Genomic DNA, 22,132 nt, shown 5'->3' on the forward strand with positions numbered 1-22,132 from the left:
GCTTGTGGTTAGGGAGGGCGATGAATCGAGTTCGCGTCATTGTGCGTCGCGATGCGGACCAATCCCTGCGGACCACGGTGCTGGAGGCGGGTGCGCCGATCGCGGAACGGGTCGCGCCGCTGCCCGAACAGGTGGCGTTCGCGTGGGATGTGGTGGGCGGTCAGCCCGAAACCGTGCGCAGGACGGTCATCCAGATCGGCACGGCGCTGCGTGACGCGCTGTTCGAACCGCACACGACCTGGCATCTCACCCGGCTCGTCGACGGATCCGATACCGAGGTGGTCTTCGATGTCGACGACGACACAATGCTGTTGCCGTACGAGATGCTGATACTCGCCGACGACCTGCCGCTGGCCATGCGGCCCACTGTGGCCGTCTCGCGTCGGTATTCCGGTGCCGGGCAGCCCGCCCCGGTACTCGCGCCGGGGCCGATGAAGATCCTGGCCGCGGTGGCCGCGCCGACCGAAACTCGCACGGCGAATGTCGCATTGGATGTCGAGGCGGAGATGCAGGCGATCCTCGATGCGGTATCGCAGGTGCCGACCGAGGGTGGCGGCGGTGTGCGCATTCTGGAAGTGGCTTCGCTGCAGCAGATCACCGCGGCGCTGCGGGCCGAGGAATTCCATGTGCTGCATCTGAGTGCGCACGGGTCGGCGACATTGCTGGAGTTGGAGGATGAGGATGGCGATCCGGATGTTATCGAGGCCGCTGATCTCATTGCCGCACTGCGGGCGTCAGGGCGGGCACTGCCGTTGGTGGTGTTGTCGAGTTGCGGTGGCATCGATGGTGGGCCCGCCGGGTTGGCGCGCACCTTGATCGGTGGGGGTGTCGAGCGGGTGCTCGTCATGCAGACGCGGGTATCCGATCGGTATGCCACACAATTGGCGAAGTCGTTCTACGCCATGCTTTCCGCCGGATCGGTCGCCGCCGCGCTGAGTCAGGCGCGCTATGCCCTCGAACAGGAGCGGCTCGCCGACGCGGCGGTGATTCCGCCCGAGTGGTTCGTGCCGACGCTGCTGACCGGGGTGGCGGACCGGCCGCTGTGGAATCGGAACGCGCCGCCGCGACCACTCGCTCGGCGCACCCAGGCGCCGAGCGGTGCGACGGTGCGTGAGTTGCCGGTCGGATATCTCATCGGCCGCCGGGGGCCGGTGCGCGATATCGTGCGGTTGCTCGACACCCCTGGCGGCGGCCCCGGCGCGGTGATCACCGGGATGGGCGGACTCGGGAAGACTGCGGTGGCCGGACGAGTTGCCGCGCGCATGCGCGAACGTGGCTGGCATATCGCCGAACATGTTGGGCAATGGAATCCGACGGCACTGTGCGCCGCCGTGCGCGCGGCCATCCAGGACGATCCCGCATTGCGCCCGGTGGCCGATGAGCTGGGCCGCGATGGCGACGGGCAGGTGCTCGAACACATTCGTCGGCTTTTGGCCGGCAGCCGATTGCTATTGCTGTTCGATGATTTCGAGCAGAACCTGACCCGGCCGGGCGGCGCGGCATTCCTCGATCCTGGTTTCGCTGAACAGTTTTCGCAGTTGTGCCGCGTCGCGGCGACGGGACGGCTGTTGGTCACCTGCCGGTATCCGATACCCGGTGGTCTCACCGAGGTCGGATTGACGCCGTTGAGTCCGGCCGAGTTGCAGCGAATGTTTCTGCGGCTCCCCCAGATCAGCGGTCTCGGACCGACTGAGCGTCAGCTCGTCGCGCGCACCATCGGCGGTCATCCCCGGCTCATCGAATTCGTCGACGCGCTTTTGCGCGGTGGAGACGGCACCTTGCGACCGGTCGGTGAAAAGTTGCGCCGCTTGGCCGATGAGCATGCGGTCGATCTCGGTCAGGACCGGTCGCTGGCCGAAAGTCTGGATACCGCGGTGGTGCTCGGCTCCCGCGATATCCTGGTGGACGCGCTGGTGGACCTGCTCGATGCGGCCGAACGTGAACTACTGCTGCAGATTTCGCTATCGCGGACGCCACTGCGGGATCTGGATATCTGTCACGCCCGCTTCGGTCCCGACGCGACGCGCACGCAGCGCCGTACCGTGCTGGCGGCCATCGAAACCCTGCTCAGGTTGACATTGCTGACCACCGACGACGACCGATATGTCGTGCACCCGTGGGTCGCCCAGGCGCTCGACGCCCATCAGGGCCCCGATCGCATCGGCCGCCACAGCCGGGCCTATGCGATGCGGCTGGCCCGGATCTCCGCCGGTTTCCGGGATTTCGACGATTACAGCGAGGCATGCCGACATCTGCTCGCCGCAGGCCGGTACGCGGAACTCACCGAACTTGCCATCCCCTGCTGCCGGGAATTGGATCAACTGCAGGTCGCCGCGCTGCTCGGCGAGATCATGCCCACCCTGCCCGATGACACTCCCGGCTATCTCGAGCTCGGCGAGCGTGAGGTACGGGCATTGCGCCGAACCGGAAATCTCGGTGCCGCAACCAATCGCCAGACTGTTCTGGTCAGCGTGCTGCGGGCCCGAGTGCAATCCTCCTGGGGCAGTGCGCAAGCCCGATGCGCACTCGTGCTCGGCCTGGACACCCTCGGCGAACTCGCCATGCTGGCCGGCGATCTCGGCACGGCCCGCGAGCACTACAGCCGATCCCTGCGCACCGCACGGCATCTCACCAGCACCGACCCACACAACGTCGAGATGCAACAGGTCCTCAGCCGCGCCTTGGAGAGCCTCGGCGATATCGCCGTGCGCAGTGGTGATCTCACCGCCGCCCTGGCCCACCACACCGAAGCACTGGCCATCCGACGCACCCTCGCCGATGACGACCCCGCCCGCACCGAACTGCGCCGCGATCTCGCCAATGCCTGCCTCCGACTCGGCGATCTCGCGGTACTGACCGCCGATCTCGACGGCGCACAGCACCTCTACACCGAATCCCTCACCTTGCACGGCGATCTCACCGACTCGGGTCCCGATGCCGCCGAATCCCGGCGCGGCCTGGCCATCGCACACGGCAAACTCGGCGATCTGGCCATGCGCGCGGGTCACGGCGATACCGCAAGCCGCCACTATCTGGAAAAGCTCCTCATCAGCACCGAACTCTCCCGGGCCGATCCCGGCGACACCGAAATCGCCCGCGATGTCGCCATCGCCATGCAGCAGATCGGTGACACCGCGCTGCTGTTCGAAACCCCCGAGGAAGCGGTGACCTTCTTCACCGAATCCCTGGCGATCCATCGCGAACTCGCCGCAAAGGATCCGGGCAATGCCGAATATCAGCGCGACCTCGCCATCGCCCTCAACCGCTGCGGCGATGTCGCCCTCCAACTCGGCGAACTGCACAACGCCCGCACCCACTACACCCGATCCTTGGCCATCCACCGCAAATTCGCCGATGACGATCCCGCTAACGCCCGAAATCAGCGCGACCTCAGCATTTCGCACGACAAACTCGGCGATCTGGCCATGCGCACCGCCGACTACCTGTCGGCCGACCACCACTACACCCAATCCCTCACTCTGGCACAGCAACTCGCGGCGGCCGACCCGACCAATACCGAAAAGCGACGCGATCTGAGCATCTCCCATCACCAGCTCGCCAAGGTCGCCGCCGCCACCGGCGCCTACACCCTCGCCTTCCGGCACAACACCGCGGCCCTGACCATCGCCCGCCGCCTCGCCACGGCCGACCCGGAAAATCTGCAGTTGCACCGCGATGTCGGCCTGATCCTGTCCGCCATCGGCGACGCCGCCGAACGCGAGAACGACCACGACACCGCCGTCGCGGTCTACCGCGAAGCCCTCTCGATCGCCAAGGACGTCCTCGAAACCGACCCCGCCAGCCCACGCGCCCTGCGCGATATGGAATTCGCGATGACCAACCTGGATCGAGTCCTCGACACGGTCGAGCCGAACCGGGCCGCCGGCATCGACGCCCTGGTCGAACAGGGCAAGGCCTTGCTCCGGCGACTCCTGCCTCCGCCTCAGCAGCCATGATTGCGCAGGTAGCGCCCGTCTGCATTGCACCATGTGCCGCATCCGCCGCACCGGAAGTGCTGGAGCAGGCCAGCATCGGGCTGCGGACTCGATTCGACCTGTGAGCGGCCCAGTGGCGAACCGCAGCAAACCGGACACAGCCACGCCGAATGGGGGTCGGACGTAACGGCCGCGACCGACCCGCTACTACCCTGTTCCCGGTGACCGACTCCGTTGACGGCCTGCCGTATGCCGCACCCGCACTGTGGGATGAGCGGTTGCGGCTGTTTTCCTTCGCTACCGCTGAGAAGCGGGCGGAGTATCTGTGGGTGCTGCGGGCATTCGACAGTGCGCGCGCGGCGTATGTGGTGTTGTTGCACGCCGACGATGTGGCTACCTGGATCGAGCGCAGCGGAGACGATGCGCCGCGGCTGATGGGAGCGGAGATCGGGCCGCTGCTGGATCAGCTGCATCAATGGGGTGTGGTCGAGCGCAGTTACGACGGAACGCGGGCGGCGACACTGGCGGAGTATCGGAATCGGCACTACGTCTATCAGCTCACCCAGGCCGGATTCAAGGCGTACCGAGCGGTCGCGGGGGTCCTCGAGGCTCGACTGGATGAGGCCGCACTATCGCGACTGGTGTTGCCGGAGTTGCTGGCGGATCTGAATACGCTCGCCGAGGCGAATAGGGTCGGTGATGCCGAGCGCGTCTACCGGACACTGCGCCGTCTCGATGCCGCGCTCACCGATATGGCGGCGCGGGCCGCGCATTTCTACCTCTCGCTCGGCGATATGGTCCGCACCACCGAGATCACGCCCGAATCGTTCCTTGCGCACAAGGACGCACTGCTCGCGCATATGCGTGAGTTCAGCATGGATCTGGCCCGTTTCGCGCCGCGGCTGGCCGCCGCGATCGGCGAGATCGAGGAGACCGGAGTCGGCGAACTGATCGAGCGGGCGGCCGGCTGCGACGAACGGGTGCTGCTGAGTGTGGCCGAGCGGCAAGCGGATTGGCGGGCGCGCTGGCAGGGGCTGCGGACCTGGTTCGTCGCCACGGCCTCCGATATTCCCGGCGAATCGTCCTCGACCGAGGCCGATCGCCTGCGCGAGGCGACCATGAGCGCCATTGCCGCCGTACTGTCGCTGCTGCGGCGGGTCACCGAGACCCGCAAGGGCGGGGTGAGTCGGGAATCGGCACTGCGCCATCTCGCTGGCTGGTTCACCGCCGCGCCCACCGCCGACAGCGCCCACGCACTCTTCGACGCCGTCTTCGGTCTCGGCAGGCCACGGCACCTATCGCTGGAACATCCGGACGCGGAGCTGATCCCCGCGATCCGGTCCTGGTGGGAGGCGCCGCCATTGGAGATCTCGCGCACCCTCGCCGAAACCGGCAGACCACCGCAGGCCGGCGCCCCGGCTCGAATTCAGCGCAACGACGCCGGAATTCGCCGACTGCGCGAGGCCCAACTCGAGGCACAGCGCGCCCGCGCGGAGGCCGCCAAATCCCTCGCCGCCGCCGATGTGCACGATCGCATTCTCGACGAACGCGAGACCGAGGTGCTATTGCGCCTGCTCGACGCCGCCTCCACCGCATGGGTTCCGGTCAGCGGCCGCATCGAGGGCACCACCGGCTCCGACAGCGGCGTCACCCTTACCGTCTCCGAACATCCCGGCTCGACCGTGGTCCGCACCGCCCGCGGCCTCCTGCATTTGAACAACCGCCGCTTGGAAGTCGAGCAGACGACCCGGGGACGGCGCGCATGATCCACGCCCGTCGCGTCGACTCCCTCGCGCTGGACAACTACCAGCGCGCCGCCCGGGTCATCCTCGCCAACCACCTGGTCACCAGAACCTTTCCGGATCGGATCGCGCTGCCGCTGATCCGGCGCTGGGCCACCGAACTGCGCGAGGACCTGGCCGAACTGTTCGGCTACCGACTCGAGGTCACCGAAACGACGGCCCGGCTCTTCCCGGTCGTCGATCGCCTGGACTCCGGCAAACCGGCCCGCGCCGTCACCGAACGCATCTTCGACCGCCGCCGCTACGCCTACCTGGCCCTGGCTCTGGCCGCCCTCGGCCGCGCGGGTGATCAGATCACATTGTCGGAGTTGGCCGATCAAGTCGCGGCCTATACCGGCCGCGTCGACGGTCTCGAACTGTCCCCCGACCGCGCCGCCGACCGCGATGCCTTCGTCGACGCCGTCGGCTGGCTCGCGCACCGCGGCGCACTCACCCTCGCCGACGGTGACGCGGGCGGCTGGGCCGCCGATCCGGAGGCGGGCGAGGCGCTCTACGACATCGACCGACCGGTGGTCTTCGCGCTGTTCCGCCCGCCGCGCGCACTACAACATCTGCACAGCGTCAACGGTCTGCTCACCGAGGACGCCATGGCGCACGGCCCGGCCGCCAATGCGGCGGCCGCCGATGCCGCGCGCCGGGTGCGCCGCGGCCTCGTCGAGCGTCCCGTCGTCTATGCCGAGGATTTGGCCTACGACGAACGTCCGCTGCTGATGCAGGACCGGGTCGTCGCCGATGTCGAACTGTTCACCGGACTGCGCGCCGAACGCCGGGCCGAGGGCGTCGCGCTGATCGATGTCTCCGGACGCCTCTCCGATGTCCGCTTTCCGGGCACCGGCACGCTGGCGCAGGTAGCGCTGCTGCTGGTCGGTGAGATCGCCGATCGCGTACTCGATATCGATAACCCGGTACCGGTCCGACCCGGTGCACCCGATCCGGCGCTCGCACTGGCCGAGCAGCTCGATGGCGCCATTCCGGAATCCACCGTATTCGTCCCGCTCGCCGATCTCCCGTCGACCGATCCCGAAGTGGTGGAACAGGATTCGGATCCGGATCCGGATGCGCCGGCGTCGGCCACGGTGCGCGCGAACTACCCGTTCGTCGAAGCGAGCTGGGTCGGCGAAACCGTGCAGGCGCTCACCGACCGCTATGGTGTCACTTTCGCCGCGCAATGGCAGGCCGATGTGCCGGGACTGACCAGGCAGGTGAGCGCCCTGCTCGAACGACTGCGCCTGGTCCAGGTGGTCGAGGACGGCCTGATCATCCTGCCCGCCCTGGCGCGCTACCGCGGCGCGGTGGTCACCGTCCGCACGAAGCGCGCCGCCGAATTATTCGTCACCGCCTCCGACACCATCGGGGCCGACAGCGTTGGTACGGAAGGGATCTGAAACATGTCGCTCATCCACGGCGGAGTGCGGTTCGTCCCGACCCGCGCCGGGATCATCAACCTGTGGGACTACCGCGACCAGGAGTACTGCTTCGCCGACGGCAGGCTGGTGCTGCGCGGGCCCAACGGTTCCGGTAAGACCAAGGCCCTGGAGGTGCTGTTCCCGTTCGTACTCGACGGACGGATCGAACCGCGCAGACTGAACCCGTTCGCCGGTGAAGAGCGCACCATGAAGTCGAATCTGCTGTACCGCAAGCAGGAATCCGCGTACTCATATGTGTGGATGGAGTTCGCGCGCGGTAAATGGGACGATCCGGAGGTCGTCACCATCGGCATCGGCATGCGCGCCACCCGCTCCTCCGATAAGGTCACCCGCTGGTATTTCGTCGCCGACGGGCGTGCGGGCGTGGACTTTTCGCTCATCGGCCCCGACGACCGGCCACTCACCCGCAAGCAGCTGGCCGAGCAGATCGGTACCGACGCCATCGTCGACCGTCCGGTCGAATACCGCAATGCGATCGACGCGCGCATGTTCGGCCTCGGTACCCAGCGCTACGACCAGCTGATCAACCTCATTCTCACGCTGCGCCGCCCGCAGCTCGCGAAAAACCTCGATCCGCGCGGACTTTCGCAGGCGCTCACCGACGGTCTGCGCCCACTCGACGAGCAGCTGATCCTGGACGCGGCCCGCTCGTTCAGCGATATGGAGGAGGTCGGGCGCACGCTGGAGGGGCTGGTCCACGCCGATACGGCGACCAGATCCTTTGTTGGGGTGTACCGGAAATACCTCGCGGTACAGGCGAAGACCGATGTCGACCAGGTGCGCACCCGACTCGACGCGGTGACCCATGCGAGCACCGCGCTGTTCGCCGCCACCGCACTGCGCGAACGTCGCGAGGCCGAACGCACCGCGGCCGAGGCGCGCGCCGACGACGCCGACCGCGCCTACGAACAGGCCCTCGCCGACCGGGAAACCCTGCAGCGCTCCAGCGCCTACGAGGGCAAACAGCAGCTCGACGATCTCGCCGACGCGGTGCGCCGCCTGGAGACCTCGGCGGGCGCGCACCGGGATAAGGCGCTCAAGGCGCGCCAGACCCTCGATCAGCGTGGCCAGGAGGCCGAGCGCGCCAAGGCGGCGGTACAGCACGCGGCCGCCGCATTGGCACGCGGTGAGGACGAGTTGCGTGCCGCCGCCGAGGAGGCGGGTATCACCTGGGCCGGATCGGCCGACCAGGCGCGTGGCGACCAGCTCACCGCGGCGGTCCGCGGACATGCCGAGGAGCGCGACGCCGACGTGCGCGCGGTCCGCAAGGCCCTGGGGCTGATGGATTCCGCTACGGCCGAACGGACCCGGGCCGAGCAACTCGCCGAACGCGCACGGGCATTGCGCGAATCGGCCGCCGCCGAAGTCTCCGCCGCCGAGGCCGCCGTCGTGCTGGCTCGCACCGAAGCCGCTGGCGCACTGCGCACTTGGTGGGATGCGCATCGGGAGGTCTACTCCCCCATCCGGAAAGGCCTGTTCGAGGCGCTGGACGCGGCATTGGCGACCGCGGGCTCCGATGAGGCCGCCGGTGTCGCCGAGGTGCTGGCCGAACGCGCCGAACCGCTCCTCGACGACATTCGCACCCGCCGTCAGGAATCGCGGGCCAACGCCGCGCTCGCCGGTGACCGTGTCATCGCGCTGCGCACCGAACGCGACGCCGTCGCGGCCCAACGCGATGAGGCCCCACCGGTTTTCGCCGCTCGCGCGCGCAATGCCGAGGGTCGTGTCGGTGCTCCGCTGTGGCGGCTGGTCCGCTTCGCTGATTCGGTGACTGCGCAGCAGGCCGCGGGCATCGAGGCCGCCCTGCATGCCGCCGATCTGCTCGACAGCTGGGTCTGCGCGGAATCCGAACATCCGGACTACACCTCCGATCAGTTCCTGGTTCCGCTACCGCCCGAAGCCAGGCCATCCGGGCGCACGCTCGCCGATGTCCTTGTCGTCGAGAATGATTCGGCCGACCTCACGGTGCCCGCGCAGGTCGTCGCCGATGTTCTCGCCTCCATCGCCCTGTACGACGACGACGCCGATCTCGGCGGCGAGGTCGCGGTGAGTACCACCGGCGGTTTCCGCCAAGGGGTGCAGGTGGGCCGCCATCACAAGCCCGAGGCCGAATTCATCGGCGCCACCGCCCGCGCCAAACGCCGCGAAATCCGGCTCACCGAACTCACCGCCGCGATCGAGGCAGCCGAGCAAGCCCAGCACCGGGCGCAGGCCGATGAAGCCGCCGCCGCGGCCGAACTCGCGCGAATCTCGGCTGCCGCCAAGGCATTACCGCGCCCGTCCGCGGTGACCGCCGCCCTGCGCGCGGTATCGGAATCGGCGGGCATGATGCGCTCGCGCTCCGAGGTGGTGGCACAGGCCGAGCGCGACCTCGACCAAGCGGTGGCCGAGGCGTCCGCGGTCGAGAAGAAGTTGCGTTCCGTCGCCCAGGCACACCGCACCCCGCGCGATGCCCGCGACATCGATGCCCTCGCCGCCGCCATCCGCCATTTCGAGAACACCGGAACCGGCCTGCTGCGGCTGCGCGCCGACCATGAACGCGAACGCGAACGCGAACGCGAGGGTTCGGACCGCTTCGATGAGGCCCGCGATCTGGCCGAGGCCTTCGCCGAGGAGGCCGAAGCCGCCGATGCGGGTTACCAGGAACAGCTGCGCAAGCTCGAAACGCTGCGTGAGGCACTGGGTGCGGGCGCCGCCGATATCGATCGCGAACTCGAGCAGGCCCGCGCCGAGATCGAGGCGACCAGGGCGGAGCAGAAGGCCGCACGCAAGGCCGCGAATGCGGCGATCGAGGCGATCGGTGACGCCGAGGCGGCCTTCCGCACCGCGCACGAATCGCTGGGCACCGCGCTCACCGAGGTGCTCGCCGATGTCAAGGCCCTCGCGCCCTATGCACAACCGGATCTGCTCACCTTGCTCGGCGCTCCCGCCGACAGCCGCTGGCCCAGCAGCGGCGCCGCCTGGTCGACTCCCGAACAGCTGCTCTACCGCATTTCGGCGGCCGGACCGGAGGCCGAACCCCAGGTGCTGCCCGACGAGGTCGCCGAACTGTTCGACAATCTCACCGCGGCGACGTCATCCGTGCGCGCGGGCGAGGCCGCCCGCAAATCCACGCGCAGCGCGGTCACCTCGGCGCTACAGGAATTCGACGCCGCGCTCGCCGGTTCCGGCCGCGACTACCGGCTGCAATGGGATGCCGCGGACGGACTGACGGTGGTCCAGGTCCAGGACGACAACGGCCTGTCGGCGCTCGCGGATTTCGCCACCCGCATCGAAGCCGCCCGCCGCGATCAGGAACTGCTGCTCACCGACGCCGAACGCCGCATTCTCGAAGACGCGCTGCTCACCGGTCTGGCCCAGCAGATCTACGAACGCACCAGCGACGCGCGCGATCTCATCGCCCGCATGGGCGCGGAGATGAAACAGCGCCGCATGTCCTCGGGCAATACGATCGGCGTGCACTGGGTCCTGTCCGACAGTCTCTCCGATGCCGCCCGCGCCATGTGCAAGCTGCTCGATCGCGACGCCTCCTCGCTCGTGGCCGACGATCTGGCGGCGATCCGCGCCCATTTCGCCGCCGAGATCCGCGCCGCCCGCGCCGCACATCCGGAGCGTTCCTATCCCGAAATCCTCGCCGCGACACTGGATTACCGGACCTGGCGGGTGTTCTCGTTCACCCTCATCTCCGCCGACGGCAGTGAGGACAAGCTGACCGTGGCCCGGCACAGCGCGCTGTCGGGTGGTGAGCAGTCGGTCTCACTGCATCTGCCGCTGTTCGCGGCTGCGCATGTCATGCTCGATTCGGCCGATCCGCAGGCCCCGCGCCTGCTCGCACTCGACGAGGCCTTCGCGGGCGTCGATGACAACGGCCGCAGCGAACTGCTGGGCCTGAGTGTGCAATTCGACCTCGACCTGTTCATGACCGGCTATGACCTGTGGATCACCTATCCGCACGTCCCGGGCTGCGCGCACTACGATCTCGCGCACTCGGCGGCCGAGAACACCGTCAGCGCGACGCTATTGGTATGGGACAGCGGTGATCTGCTCGCCGAACACGACGGCACCGACCTCACCGCGGCCCTCGGCTCCCCCGACCGTCGCCGCGTCCCGAACGGGATCGAAGGCGGCCTCACTCTCGACAATATGCCGGGCGCCCCCGCCCCCGTTGGCTGAAACCCGAATGGATAGTAGTGTCTTCGAGCTCCACCCCGCCCCACCGCAAGGTCGCCATCGCCACCCTGGTCGGCACCACCCTCGAGTGGTACGACTTCATGCTCTACGGCACGGCGTCCGCGCTGATCTTCAATAAGCAGTTCTTCCCAACACTGAGCCCCGCCGCCGCGACGCTGGCGGCATTCAGCACCTTCGCCGTCGGCTTCGGCGCGCGCCCGATCGGCGGGCTGCTGTTCGGCCACTACGGCGACCGGATCGGCCGCAAGACCACCCTCGTGGTCTCGATGATCCTCATGGGTGTGAGCACCACGCTGATCGGCGCGATCCCCACCTACGACAGCATCGGATTCTGGGCTCCCGCACTGCTTGTCGCTCTGCGACTGGTGCAGGGCGTCGGACTCGGCGGCGAGGGCGCCGGTGCGGTCGTGCTGTCGATGGAGCACGCGCCGCGCGGGCGGCTCAACCGGTACGCCAGCTTTCCGCAGATGGGCACACCGGCCGGACTGGTGCTGGCCAATGCGATCTTCCTCGGCATCAGCGCGCTGCTGCCGGAGTCGGCATTCCTGTCCTGGGGTTGGCGAATTCCCTTCCTGCTCAGCGCGATTCTCGTCGCGGTCGGGCTCTGGGTGCGGCTGGGCATCACCGAATCCGCGGATTATGCCGCCCTCGTCCGGCGCGGCGAGGTCGCGGCGTTCCCACTGCGCGACGCTCTGCGGGTGGGGCCCGTTCGACTGTTGCTGATCCTGTTCGCCGCGATCGCCACCTCGGCGGTCGTCTACATCTTCATGGCATTCACCCTGAGCTACGGCACCAAAGCACTCGGATTCAGCCGGAACTTCCTGCTACTCGGCGTCATCATCGCCTCGCTCGTCTGGGCCGCGACCATGCCGCTGTGGGGCGCGCTCGCCGACCGCAGCACCACGCGTCGGGTATTCCTGGCGGGCACGGCCACGCTGACCGTGTGGTGCGCGGTCTACTTCCCGCTGCTGAACACCGGAAACAAGGCCGTGGTTCTGCTCGCGCTGCTCGGCATGGGCGTCACGCTACCGATCAGCCACAGCGTCGGCGGAATCATTGTCGCCGAGATGTTCCCGGCGTCGGTGCGCTATTCGGGCACCTCGCTCATCGTGCAAACCTCGGTGATCCTCGGCGGAGCGCTGGCACCGCTCATCGCGACCGCGCTGTGGACCGCCGGCTCGACCTCCACGGCGGTCAGCTGCTACATCGTCGCCGTCTGTGCGGTGAGCACGATCAGCACGGCCGTATTGTGCCGGGCGCTGCCGAATCGGGCATCGCACACCCAGGATGAGATCGCGGTGCCGGTGCCCGTCCGGTGAACCGCAGCCCGACACGGCCGCTCCGCCGTTCGGGATCGGCGCATCGTCTTGGACTGTGCGGGTTCGGGTTCTGCCGGGCAGGGCATCCGATCAACGCAGGTCGGCTGAGGCGCATGGCCAGCACCGAATCGGCGGCGATCGGATGACCGTTCGGCGGGATGCGGGGCTACAACCCGAGCAAACTGCTAAGCCACGGCGGAAGCGGAATCGATGGCAGCATCGGCAGGACCGGCACGACCGGCGGATTCGGCAACGACGGCACTGGCGTTCGGCCGCCGCCGTCACTCGCGTCCGCGCGCAGTGCCGGGCACGCTCCGCCCGGTGTGGTGGCGAGTTCGAAGTGCCACCATTCATTCTGATAGATCCGGCACAGGCCCCAGCGGTTTCCGTTCGTCTCCAGCCACTGCGCACCGCCCGGCGGCCCGACATCGATCGCGCGGCCCTGGACGTGCGTCGACTCCTCGGGCGGCAGCACCCAGCGGCGCGCCTCTTCGGGACTGCCGTAGGTTCGCACTCCGTCGTCCCACAGCGCCTGCTGCTCGGCGGGCGTGCGATATCCGGAATTGATGTACAGCGGGACACCTTCGGCATGCGCCTGGTTCTCCGCCAACGTGTACGCCGTGGCAAGCCCCGGCTCCAGTCCCTCGGTCCCGCTCGCGTTGCCGGCCACCTCGCGCTGTTCGACCGGTGCGGCGGCCGCGACGGGCATGGCCAACCCAGCGGCGACGATCACCGGAAACAGTGCGGCAGGTATGCCCAGCCGGGCACGACGCGTCAGCAACATGCCAGCGATAGTAACGGCCCTGCCGCGAACCACTCCGTATCTCCGCCCGGCCTCCACAGCGGGCACTCAGCCTCCGGCGCCCCCATCCGACCGGTGATTGCCGGATAGCAACACACCGGCGAATGCACGGACACTGCGGCGTCCGAACAGACACGATTCACATAGCTTTCCACATATACACAGCACAATAAGTCACCAATGTCCGAAACATCCTGTGCCGCGTCCGATTTGTCGCAGCGGAAATCCTGCTGTCCACAATGTATTCCAGTGCTGTGGATCACGATCACCAACTCCCAGCTACCGTCGAGAAACCGACAACGCATCCGCCGTCCCAGACAACAGCTCCCATGAGCAGACCGACTGCGCCTGTGCCCCAGGGGTTTTGCCCGCACGCCGACTACCCCCGAACACACAAAAGCACCCTTTGTCCGGATCCGCAGGCACAAAGGGTGCGAATCCTGACAAAGGGTGCAGATTTCAACTGGGTGCTCGAGCCGGGCCACCATGCCCGTGCGGAAAGCTCAGCCGAAACGCGCCCACTCCGAGCTGCGAATCGTCTCCGCCGCTTCACGATTGCGATCAATGCGCTCGACGATCTCCGACCCGTGCGCCCGGGCATAGGCAACGGCGATTTCGATCTTGCGCGACTGCAGATCCGATTGCTGACTCAGTACGGCGATCCGGCGTTCCACCGGTCCGTCGAGTTCTTGTAGGCGTGCAACGACTTCCCACACATCCGGGCCGGCGGCCAGCGCCGCCCGGCGGTCGGAGATGGGACCTCGAAAGACGATTCCGGGATGGTCGAGCTGATCGAAACCCTCCTGGATGAGACGGTTGAGCAGTGCGGTCGAACTGGTCCCCTCACGAGCGGCGCGTTCGGACAACCTGCGGCTGGCCGATTCCGAGATACGAACCAACGTACTCATAGCCCTCCTCGACCTCCATCGACACCAGTGCGGCGATGTACCCGGTTCAAGAGTGCCTTGCTTCGAGGGCAATGCCACCCCGGCAACCGGGGTGACATTTCCGTGTCCGCACCGATGCCCTGAGGGCGGTCGAGCGCCGAGTCCCGCGGTGATCAGACCCGTTCGGCCGAACGCGAATGCGCTCGCCGCCGAAACCGGCCCGACCGGAGGGAAAACACCTGTCGCAGACCGGCAATCGCAGAATGTGCGATATATCACGGCTGGCGCCCGAATATTCGACCCCGCCGAACCCGTAATGTCCGGTTATGGCTTTCTTCGTGCCCATTACCGTCCGCGCTTATGAAATCGATATCAATGGCCACCTGAATCAGGCCGTCTACCACCAATATGCCGACCATGCGCGCTGGGAGCAGCTGCGCGTGGCCGGCATCGAGCGAGAGAAGATGGCCACCGCCGGGATCGGGCTGGTGGTGTTGGAATCGAATATCAAGCACCTCCGGGAACTGCACCTCGGCGACGAAGTCACCGTAAGCTGCGAATGCCAATGGAGCGGCGGCAAGATCTACCGGATGCACCAGAAGATCCGAAAGCTGGACGGCACCGATTCCGCACAATTCGACGTCGTCGGCGGCGTCCTGGATCTGGCGGCCCGCAAGCTCGTGGCCGATCCAGCCGGGCAGCTGCGCAAGCTCGCCGAATCACCGGAAGTGCTCGGCCTTTAGCTACCTACCCGCCACTCCGAAATTCCCTGGGCCGCTGGATGATCGGCTTCAGGGGGTCGGTGAATGTCGGGCCGCCGGGATCGCCCCGGCTCGGCCGCCCGCTATGCGGGCGGCCACCGTCATAATTGTGATTACTCAGGCCGGTGATTACAGCAACTGTTTCAACTACCTCCGAGTCTCGACCGCACGATCCGGTACTCGCACGCGGAACTCTCCAGCAGGTTGTATACATCGGAGCCGGGCAGCCCGAGGATATTGTCGAGGATCGGATTCCGCGTATCGGCGCCACTCCGGTGCCGCGCCATCGCATTTCGCGATGCGAGCACGTTCTGGGTGATGTCGCGGTCGGACTCGATTGCGAAACCGAGCGTCTCCAGAGTGCTGCGCACTTCCCGCCACCGACCACCGAACAACATGTCGGTGTGCAGGAACCACCCGCCTGGGCGGACCAGCCGGCGAACCTCCGACAGAAACGACCGCATGCTCGGATAGGTATGTGAAGATTCGATATTGGTGATCACATCGGCCGATCCCGCATCGAGCGGCACCGCTTCCGCATCTCCGGTTTCGAATCGCATTCCCACAGCCCGGTGTGTTCGACGGCAGTATGCAATCGCCTCGGGGGAAAGATCCACTCCGGTGACGACGGCTCCGAGCTTTCCGGCCATCAGGCTCGCCGGTCCGCCACGGCCACATCCGATGTCGATCACCGATCGATTCGCCAATTCGACCGGGCCGACGAGTTCGAACACCAGCCGCATGGAATCCGCACCGGGAACGCCGCCGGGCACATCCAGCCGCGCCTCGTCGGGCCCGCCGAGACTGCGGTATCCGTAGTTCAGAAAGTGTGTCGAGTTGCCGCCCGGCGCAGAATTCAGGTACTTCGAAATGCCGTCGTACAGCTCCTGGTATTTGCTCTTGATCTTGGTATTCGAACCGTCGGAGTCGCTGTGCGGGGTGAACGCGGGCATCTTTCACTTCCTCCCGACGATGAGCAGGGTCGGGTCATCCGATATGCGGCTGACGCTGACATTCGATAGTTCCAGCTCATCGGCCAGCAGGCGCGCCTCTTCCAGATCCAGACTTTGTCCCGCGATGAACGTCCTGAAGTGCAACAGCACCGGAAGCCGGGCCAGGCGCGGCAGGTTTGCCCGCGCAATGTAATTCGAGGCACTCGGAAAGGTACAGCCGCGATCGATCTCGAGCACCGTCAGCCGGCCGCCCGGCCGCAGCACGCGAACCATCTCGGCAAGCCCGCGGGCACGGTCCCCCCAGTGTTTTATCGAACCGACGCTGACGACGGTCGAGAAGTGGTTGTCCGGGAATTCGAGGTTTTCGGCCGAGCCGACCTGAAAGCGGACACGCTGCGCCACCCCGTCCACACGTTCACCGGCACGTGCCACCTGATCGGGCGACAAGTCCACGCCGATGACCCGAACATCCGGGCTACGCCGGGCGATCGCGATCGCCAATTGCCCACCGCCGGAGCCGACATCGAGTACCGAGCCCCCGATCGGCACATCGGCCAGCAGGCTCTCGACCAACCCGGCCTGATTCGATCGCACCGCGCGTGCCATTGTGCGGTCGTAGAAGCTCGATTCGATGCTCGTATAACGCGTGGTGATATCTCTGGCAAGTCCCATAGTGTTCTCCCAAGTGATCTGCTGTATCGCACTGGATCCGGCGGCTGCTCATTGCGCGCTTCGCGGAGCCACCGTGGCCTGTGTCCAGCCCGCGATTTCCTCGGCTACCTCGGCGGCGCCGTCGATCACAATGTTGAAGTGATCGAACGGCACGGGCCGCAGATCGTGGTCGTCGTGCCATCGCGTCGTCAGCGGCAGTTCGATGGTTCCTTCGTCAGATGTCCTGGAACGCGGCACCGCACACTGAATCTGCAGCACCGGTGCGCCGATCTGCTGGCCGTCGATCGATTTCAGGTAATAGCCCCAGACCGCTCGTGCGGTCAGCCATGCCTCGGCCTCGTCGGGTTGCTCGGCAAACATGTCCGAGATCAGCGGCAGCCGCTGTGCCAATGAGCCGTCCATGATGAATTCTATTGGCGCGCCCCACCCATCTGTAGTCGGCAGATAGCTGTCGAGCATGATCACTCCGTGCAGATTCGATGCGCCGAGCGCCTCGATCCGCCGGGCGACCGCATAGGCGATGACACCGGCGGAGCTGTAACCGCTCAACATGAACGGATCGCCCTGCGCCACCTCGAGAACCGCCTGCACCAGGAACTCCACTGCGATCTCCAGGTTCTGCGGCAACCGCTCGCCCGCGGCGAAGCCTGGCAGTGGCACCTCGACGACCTCGAGCCGGTCCTGCAAATGTGGCGCGATCTTGCCGTATTGCCGGATGCCACCGGTCAGCGCCGGGATGGTCAGTGCGATGAGGCGCGGGCCTGACGCGCTGGTCGAAAGCGCCTCCGGTGCCGGCGCCTTGCCGAGCGCTGCCAAACTATCGAACGTAGGGCGCAGGGCGGCAGCGGCATTCAGGAAGTGGAACCCTGCCTCGTATCGCCCCGACTCGAATGCGCCGATCAACCACGTCCACACCCCGTCACGTTGCCTCGGCGACTCGCTGGTGCCGACACCGTCGCTGCCGATCGCGTCCAGCACGTGCTCGCTCAGCTCGTGCAGATTCTCCGACTGCGCGATGACGGTGGGCGCCACCTTCACGCCGGTGTATCGGGTGAGCATGCTCTGGATTTCGAGCATGCTCAGCGAATCCATTCCCATCTCGACCAGTGACCGCATGGGATCGAGCGCTTCGGGACTGCCATAGCCGAGCACCGTGGCGACGATCTTCCGGATCACCTCCGGTAGCTCGTCCGGACGTACGGACCGATCGCCGCCGAGCCCCCGCTCGCCCTCGAGGCGTGCCCCGCGCCCGGCTTCGGTCGCGATGTTCTCCAGCAACGGTGGCACGTGCCCGCTCGCCAGGTGCGTGTGCGGCGCTGGGCCGATCTTGATCGGGACCAGCAACACCGGCGATGCCTCGCCGAGAGCCGCATCGAACACCTCACCGATCTCCGATGCCAGGAACTGCTCGACCCCTTGCCGCCGAAGGCGCTCCAGCTGCAATTCTTCGACCAGCGCACCGAATCCGACACCCTCGACGGGACCGACGGACAGCGTGACAGCGGACAGTCCCATGGCTCGGCGCTGCTGCGCCAGCGCGTTCAGAACGGCTCCAGCGGCGGCCACGGGCGCCTGCGCCGCAGAGTAGACGAGCCCACTCGCCGACGACAACGTCACGAACAGCGTCTCGGCACGATCCCGGATCAGTTCGTGCAGGTTGATCGCTGCCTCGATATTCGGAACCAGGCTCGCGGCAACGGTTTCGGCGTCGGTCCCGGTGATCAGAGCCGCGTCGGCCCCGTCCGCCGTGTGGATGACACCGGTCACCGGATGCTCGGCCGGAATCTCGGCCAGCACCCGCGCCAAGGCCGGCCGATCCGCCACATCACACGCCACAACCCGGACCAGCGCACCGGATTCGGTGAGTTCATCCACCAACGCCGACGCACCTGGCGCCGTCGGACCGAGACGACTCACCAGCACCATATGCCGCACCCCGTGCTCGGCAACCAGATGCCGCGCCACCAACGCGCCCAGCCCACCTGTACCACCGGTCACCAGCACCGTGCCATCGGCGGCGAGCTGTCCGGAGCCACTGTCCCCCAACACAATCCGAGCCAGCCGTGGCTTCGATACGCGACCGTCCCGCACCAGCAGCTCCGGCAGACCCGACCCCGCCAGCACCTCCGGATCCACCGAACCATCGGTGTCCACCAACACGAACCGGCCCGGATTCTCCGCCTCCGCCGAGCGCACCAAGCCCCACGCTGCCGCCGCAACCGGATCCGATGCCCCCGAACCCGCCAGCGCCACCGCCCCCTCGGTGACCACCATCAACCGCGAACCGTCGAACCGATCCTCGGTCAGCCACCGCTGCACCACCCCCAGCACCACACTCACCTGTGCGCGCACCGGCACACGCGTGGGCACTCGGAAGACCACCACATCAGCCGGCGCGGCCGACGTCGTAACGGATTCCCAATCCTGAACCACCGCATCGGTACCGGCGGTAGGCCGCACTTCATCCCAGACCACCTCGAACAACCAGCCTTGCGCAGGCATGGTCTCGTCGCGGCCGGTGGCGCCGGGAGTGACCACCGTGAGCGCGCGTGCGGTCCGGGCGGGCCCGGTATTCGGTCGCGCCGCCGGGTGTTCGGGCGCCTCGAGCCAGTAGTTCTGGTGCTGGAAGGCATAGGTCGGTAGCGCGATCCGCCGCCGAGGGCCACCGACCACAGCGGACCACTCAACGGGCACGCCGGTGACGAACAGGGTCGACAGGGCTGTCAGCACCGTGACCCGCTCGCCGAGGTTGCGCCGCAGCGTCGGCACCGCTGTCGCCCCCGCCCCGTCCAGGTGTCCGCTGAGCATGGCCGTCAGCGTCGTGCCTGGTCCGACCTCCACGGACCTGTTCACCCGCAACTGCCTCAGCAGACCGACACTGTCGCCGAATCGGACCGGCCGCCGCACATGCCGCACCCAGTAGTCCGCGGTTCCGTAGTCATCGCCGGCCAGTTCGCCAGTGAGGTTCGAGAGGATCGGAATCCGTGTGGGAGAGTTCGTGATTCCCGCCAGTTGTGCAGCGAACTCGTCGAGCATCGGTTCCATCAGCCCGGAATGGAAGGCATGCGACACCCGCAGCCGGCGCAACCGGCGATCGACGGCCCCGAAATGCGCCTCCACCACGGCAATCGCGGCCTCGGTCCCGGACACTACGACGGCGCGCGGACCATTCACCGCGGCGATATCCGCACCCTCCGGCAGCACCGCCGACACCTCGTCCACCGAGGCGTCCACCGCCAGCATGGCCCCGCCGGCCGGAAGTGCCTGCATCAATCGCCCGCGCGCGCCAACCAATCGGCAGACATCCGGCAGTGACAGCACCCCGCCCACGTAGGCGGCCACGATCTCACCGATCGAATGGCCGATCAGGTAATCCGGTCGCACGCCCCAGCTCTCGAGCAGAGCGAACAGGGCGACCTCGACCGCGAACAACCCAGCCTGCGTGAAATCCGTTCGTGCCAGCAATGTTCGATCGCCACCCCAGATCACCTCCCGCAGCGGCTGCGGCAGGTGCCTATCGAGTTCCGCGACGACCTCGTCGAATGCCTTGGTGAATACCGGGAACTCGGCATGCAGGTCACGCCCCATGCCGATCCACTGTGCGCCCTGGCCGGGAAAGACGAACACGGTCTTGCCCGCCGCCGGCGCCTGCCCTTGCACGACACCGGCGGCCGGCGATCCCTGTGCCAATGCGGACAATCCCGCCGATAGCTCGTCGCGTCCGCTACCGAGTACGACCGCACGGTGCTCGAACGCCGACCGCTGCAGTAGCGCAGCCGCCACATCAGCGACATCGACCCCCTCGTTCGCCGCCACGAACTGCCGCAACCGCTGCGCCTGACCCGCGAGCGCCGGTGTGCTCTTCGCCGAGACAATCCATGCGAGCACCGGCGAATCCGACTCTCCTGCTATGGAAGTGGTCGGTGCCGGGTCGGTGTCGGGTGCCTGCTCCAAGATCACATGCGCATTGGTGCCGCTGATACCGAACGACGACACACCCGCCCGCCGCGGCCGACCCACTGGGACATCCCACGCCCGGGCCTCGGTCAGCAACCGCACCGCACCCGCCGACCAATCCACATGCGACGACGGCGCATCCACATGCAACGTCCGCGGCAGCACGCCGTGCCGCATCGCCATCACCATCTTGATCACCCCGGCGACACCAGCGGCAGCCTGGGTATGACCCATATTCGACTTGATCGACCCCAACCACACCGGATCATCGGCCGCCCGCCCCTGCCCATACGTCGCCAGCAACGCCTGCGCCTCGATCGGATCGCCCAGCACTGTCGCGGTTCCGTGGGCTTCCACAGCGTCCACCTCGGCGGCCGACAACCCCGCACTCGCCAGCGCGGCACCGATAACGCGTTGCTGGGACGGACCATTCGGCGCGGTCAAACCATTGCTCGCACCGTCCTGATTCACCGCCGAACCACGCACCACTGCCAGCACCCGGCGACCATTGCGCCGCGCGTCCGAGAGTCGTTCCAACACAAGAACTCCCGAACCCTCCGACCACCCCGTGCCATCCGCCCGGTCCGCGAACGACCGGCACCGGCCATCCGGCGACAACGCCCGCTGCCGGCTCATATCGATGAAGACACCCGGCGTTGCCATGACGGTCACGCCGCCTGCCAGCGCCAGCGTCGACTCTCCCGACCGCAGTGACTGGCACGCCAGGTGCAGCGCCACCAATGACGAGGAGCAGGCGGTGTCGATCGTCACCGCCGGCCCCTGCAGGCCCAAGGTGTAGGACACCCGGCCCGTCGCGATACTGCCCGCACTACCGCTGCCGAGATACCCTTCCAGCTCCGAAGGACCCGGACCCCATTGCAGTCCGTATTCGTGGTGCATTACCCCTGCGAAAACTCCGGTCGCGCTGCCACGCAGCGAAACCGGATCAATACCGGCGTCTTCCAATGCCTCCCAGGATGTTTCCAGCAGCAGCCGATGCTGAGGATCCATCGCGACCGCCTCGCGCGGGCCGATGCCGAAGAATCCGGCATCGAATTTCCCCGCGTCATACAGGAATCCACCTTCCCGCACGTAGCTTTTCCCCGCGGCTTCCGGATCCGGGTCGTACAGCCCAGCCAGATCCCAACCGCGATCCGGGGGAAATTCACCTACGACGTCCCGGCCTTGCGCGACCACGTCCCACAGACCGTCCGCCGACCACACCCCGCCTGGGTAGCGACAGCCGATACCCACGACGGCGATCGGCTCCCGGCGTAGCAGCTCATTTTCCTTCGCGGCGGCGCGCAAGGCTTCGACTAGGTTCTCTCTGGAAATGGCCATCTGCTCACCTGTTCCGCATGACGTGCTCGAATAGTTCGTCTTCGCTCATACCGTCGAAGGCATCGATATCGGCGACGGGCTTTTC

General features: G+C 67.1%; 10 protein-coding genes and 1 pseudogene. 6 read left to right on the forward strand and 5 right to left on the reverse strand.

Annotated elements, in window-relative coordinates; all coding sequences use genetic code 11:
• The first annotated feature begins 20 nt into the window (after positions 1-20).
• The 5 genes from ACQP0C_RS24165 (at position 21) to ACQP0C_RS24185 (ending at position 12,674) form a co-directional block, all read left to right on the forward strand.
• Entirely contained in the window at positions 21-3,956 is a 3,936-nt protein-coding gene (locus tag ACQP0C_RS24165) for a CHAT domain-containing protein (RefSeq protein ID WP_433723357.1), read from the forward strand.
• A 257-nt stretch (positions 3,957-4,213) separates the two neighbouring features.
• Positions 4,214-5,701 carry a TIGR02677 family protein gene (locus ACQP0C_RS24170; protein WP_433734639.1) on the forward strand — a complete coding sequence of 496 codons (1,488 nt, stop codon included), beginning with the start codon at positions 4,214-4,216 and terminating at the stop codon, positions 5,699-5,701.
• Positions 5,701-7,122 (forward strand): TIGR02678 family protein, encoded by a 1,422-nt coding sequence (locus tag ACQP0C_RS24175; RefSeq protein ID WP_433734640.1) that lies wholly within the window; start codon positions 5,701-5,703, stop codon positions 7,120-7,122. Before ACQP0C_RS24170 ends, ACQP0C_RS24175 begins: the two co-directional genes overlap by 1 nt.
• Before the next feature lie 3 nt (positions 7,123-7,125).
• Positions 7,126-11,337 carry a TIGR02680 family protein gene (locus ACQP0C_RS24180; protein WP_433723359.1) on the forward strand — a complete coding sequence of 1,404 codons (4,212 nt, stop codon included), beginning with the start codon at positions 7,126-7,128 and terminating at the stop codon, positions 11,335-11,337.
• A 17-nt stretch (positions 11,338-11,354) separates the two neighbouring features.
• On the forward strand, positions 11,355-12,674 hold the full coding sequence (locus ACQP0C_RS24185) for an MFS transporter (protein ID WP_433723361.1): 1,320 nt from the start codon (positions 11,355-11,357) through the stop codon (positions 12,672-12,674).
• A gap of 166 nt (positions 12,675-12,840) precedes the next feature.
• Here ACQP0C_RS24185 and ACQP0C_RS24190 read toward each other — a convergent pair whose 3' ends face one another.
• A complete protein-coding gene (locus ACQP0C_RS24190; protein WP_433723363.1) occupies positions 12,841-13,458 on the reverse strand; it encodes a M15 family metallopeptidase in 618 nt (205 codons plus the stop codon).
• Positions 13,459-13,979: 521 nt separating this feature from the next.
• Entirely contained in the window at positions 13,980-14,384 is a 405-nt protein-coding gene (locus ACQP0C_RS24195; RefSeq protein WP_433723365.1) for a hypothetical protein, read from the reverse strand.
• 305 nt (positions 14,385-14,689) lie between these two features.
• On the opposite strand from ACQP0C_RS24195, the gene ACQP0C_RS24200 reads away from it, so the two are divergent.
• A complete protein-coding gene (locus ACQP0C_RS24200) occupies positions 14,690-15,106 on the forward strand; it encodes an acyl-CoA thioesterase (RefSeq protein ID WP_433723367.1) in 417 nt (138 codons plus the stop codon).
• A gap of 161 nt (positions 15,107-15,267) precedes the next feature.
• Here the strand turns inward: ACQP0C_RS24200 and ACQP0C_RS24205 are convergent, their stop codons facing one another.
• The 3 genes and pseudogenes from ACQP0C_RS24205 to ACQP0C_RS24215 all read right to left on the reverse strand — a co-directional run.
• Positions 15,268-16,077, reverse strand: a complete 810-nt coding sequence (locus tag ACQP0C_RS24205; RefSeq protein ID WP_433723369.1) for a class I SAM-dependent methyltransferase — start codon at positions 16,075-16,077, stop codon at positions 15,268-15,270.
• 3 nt (positions 16,078-16,080) lie between these two features.
• Positions 16,081-16,776, reverse strand: a complete 696-nt coding sequence (locus ACQP0C_RS24210; RefSeq protein ID WP_433734641.1) for a class I SAM-dependent methyltransferase — start codon at positions 16,774-16,776, stop codon at positions 16,081-16,083.
• A gap of 72 nt (positions 16,777-16,848) precedes the next feature.
• Positions 16,849-22,047: pseudogene (locus tag ACQP0C_RS24215) on the reverse strand (SDR family NAD(P)-dependent oxidoreductase); the annotation flags it as partial.
• Between the last annotated feature and the right edge of the window lie 85 nt (positions 22,048-22,132).

This window comes from Nocardia sp. CA-129566 (assembly GCF_050956075.1).
Classification (GTDB): Bacteria; Actinomycetota; Actinomycetes; order Mycobacteriales; family Mycobacteriaceae; genus Nocardia.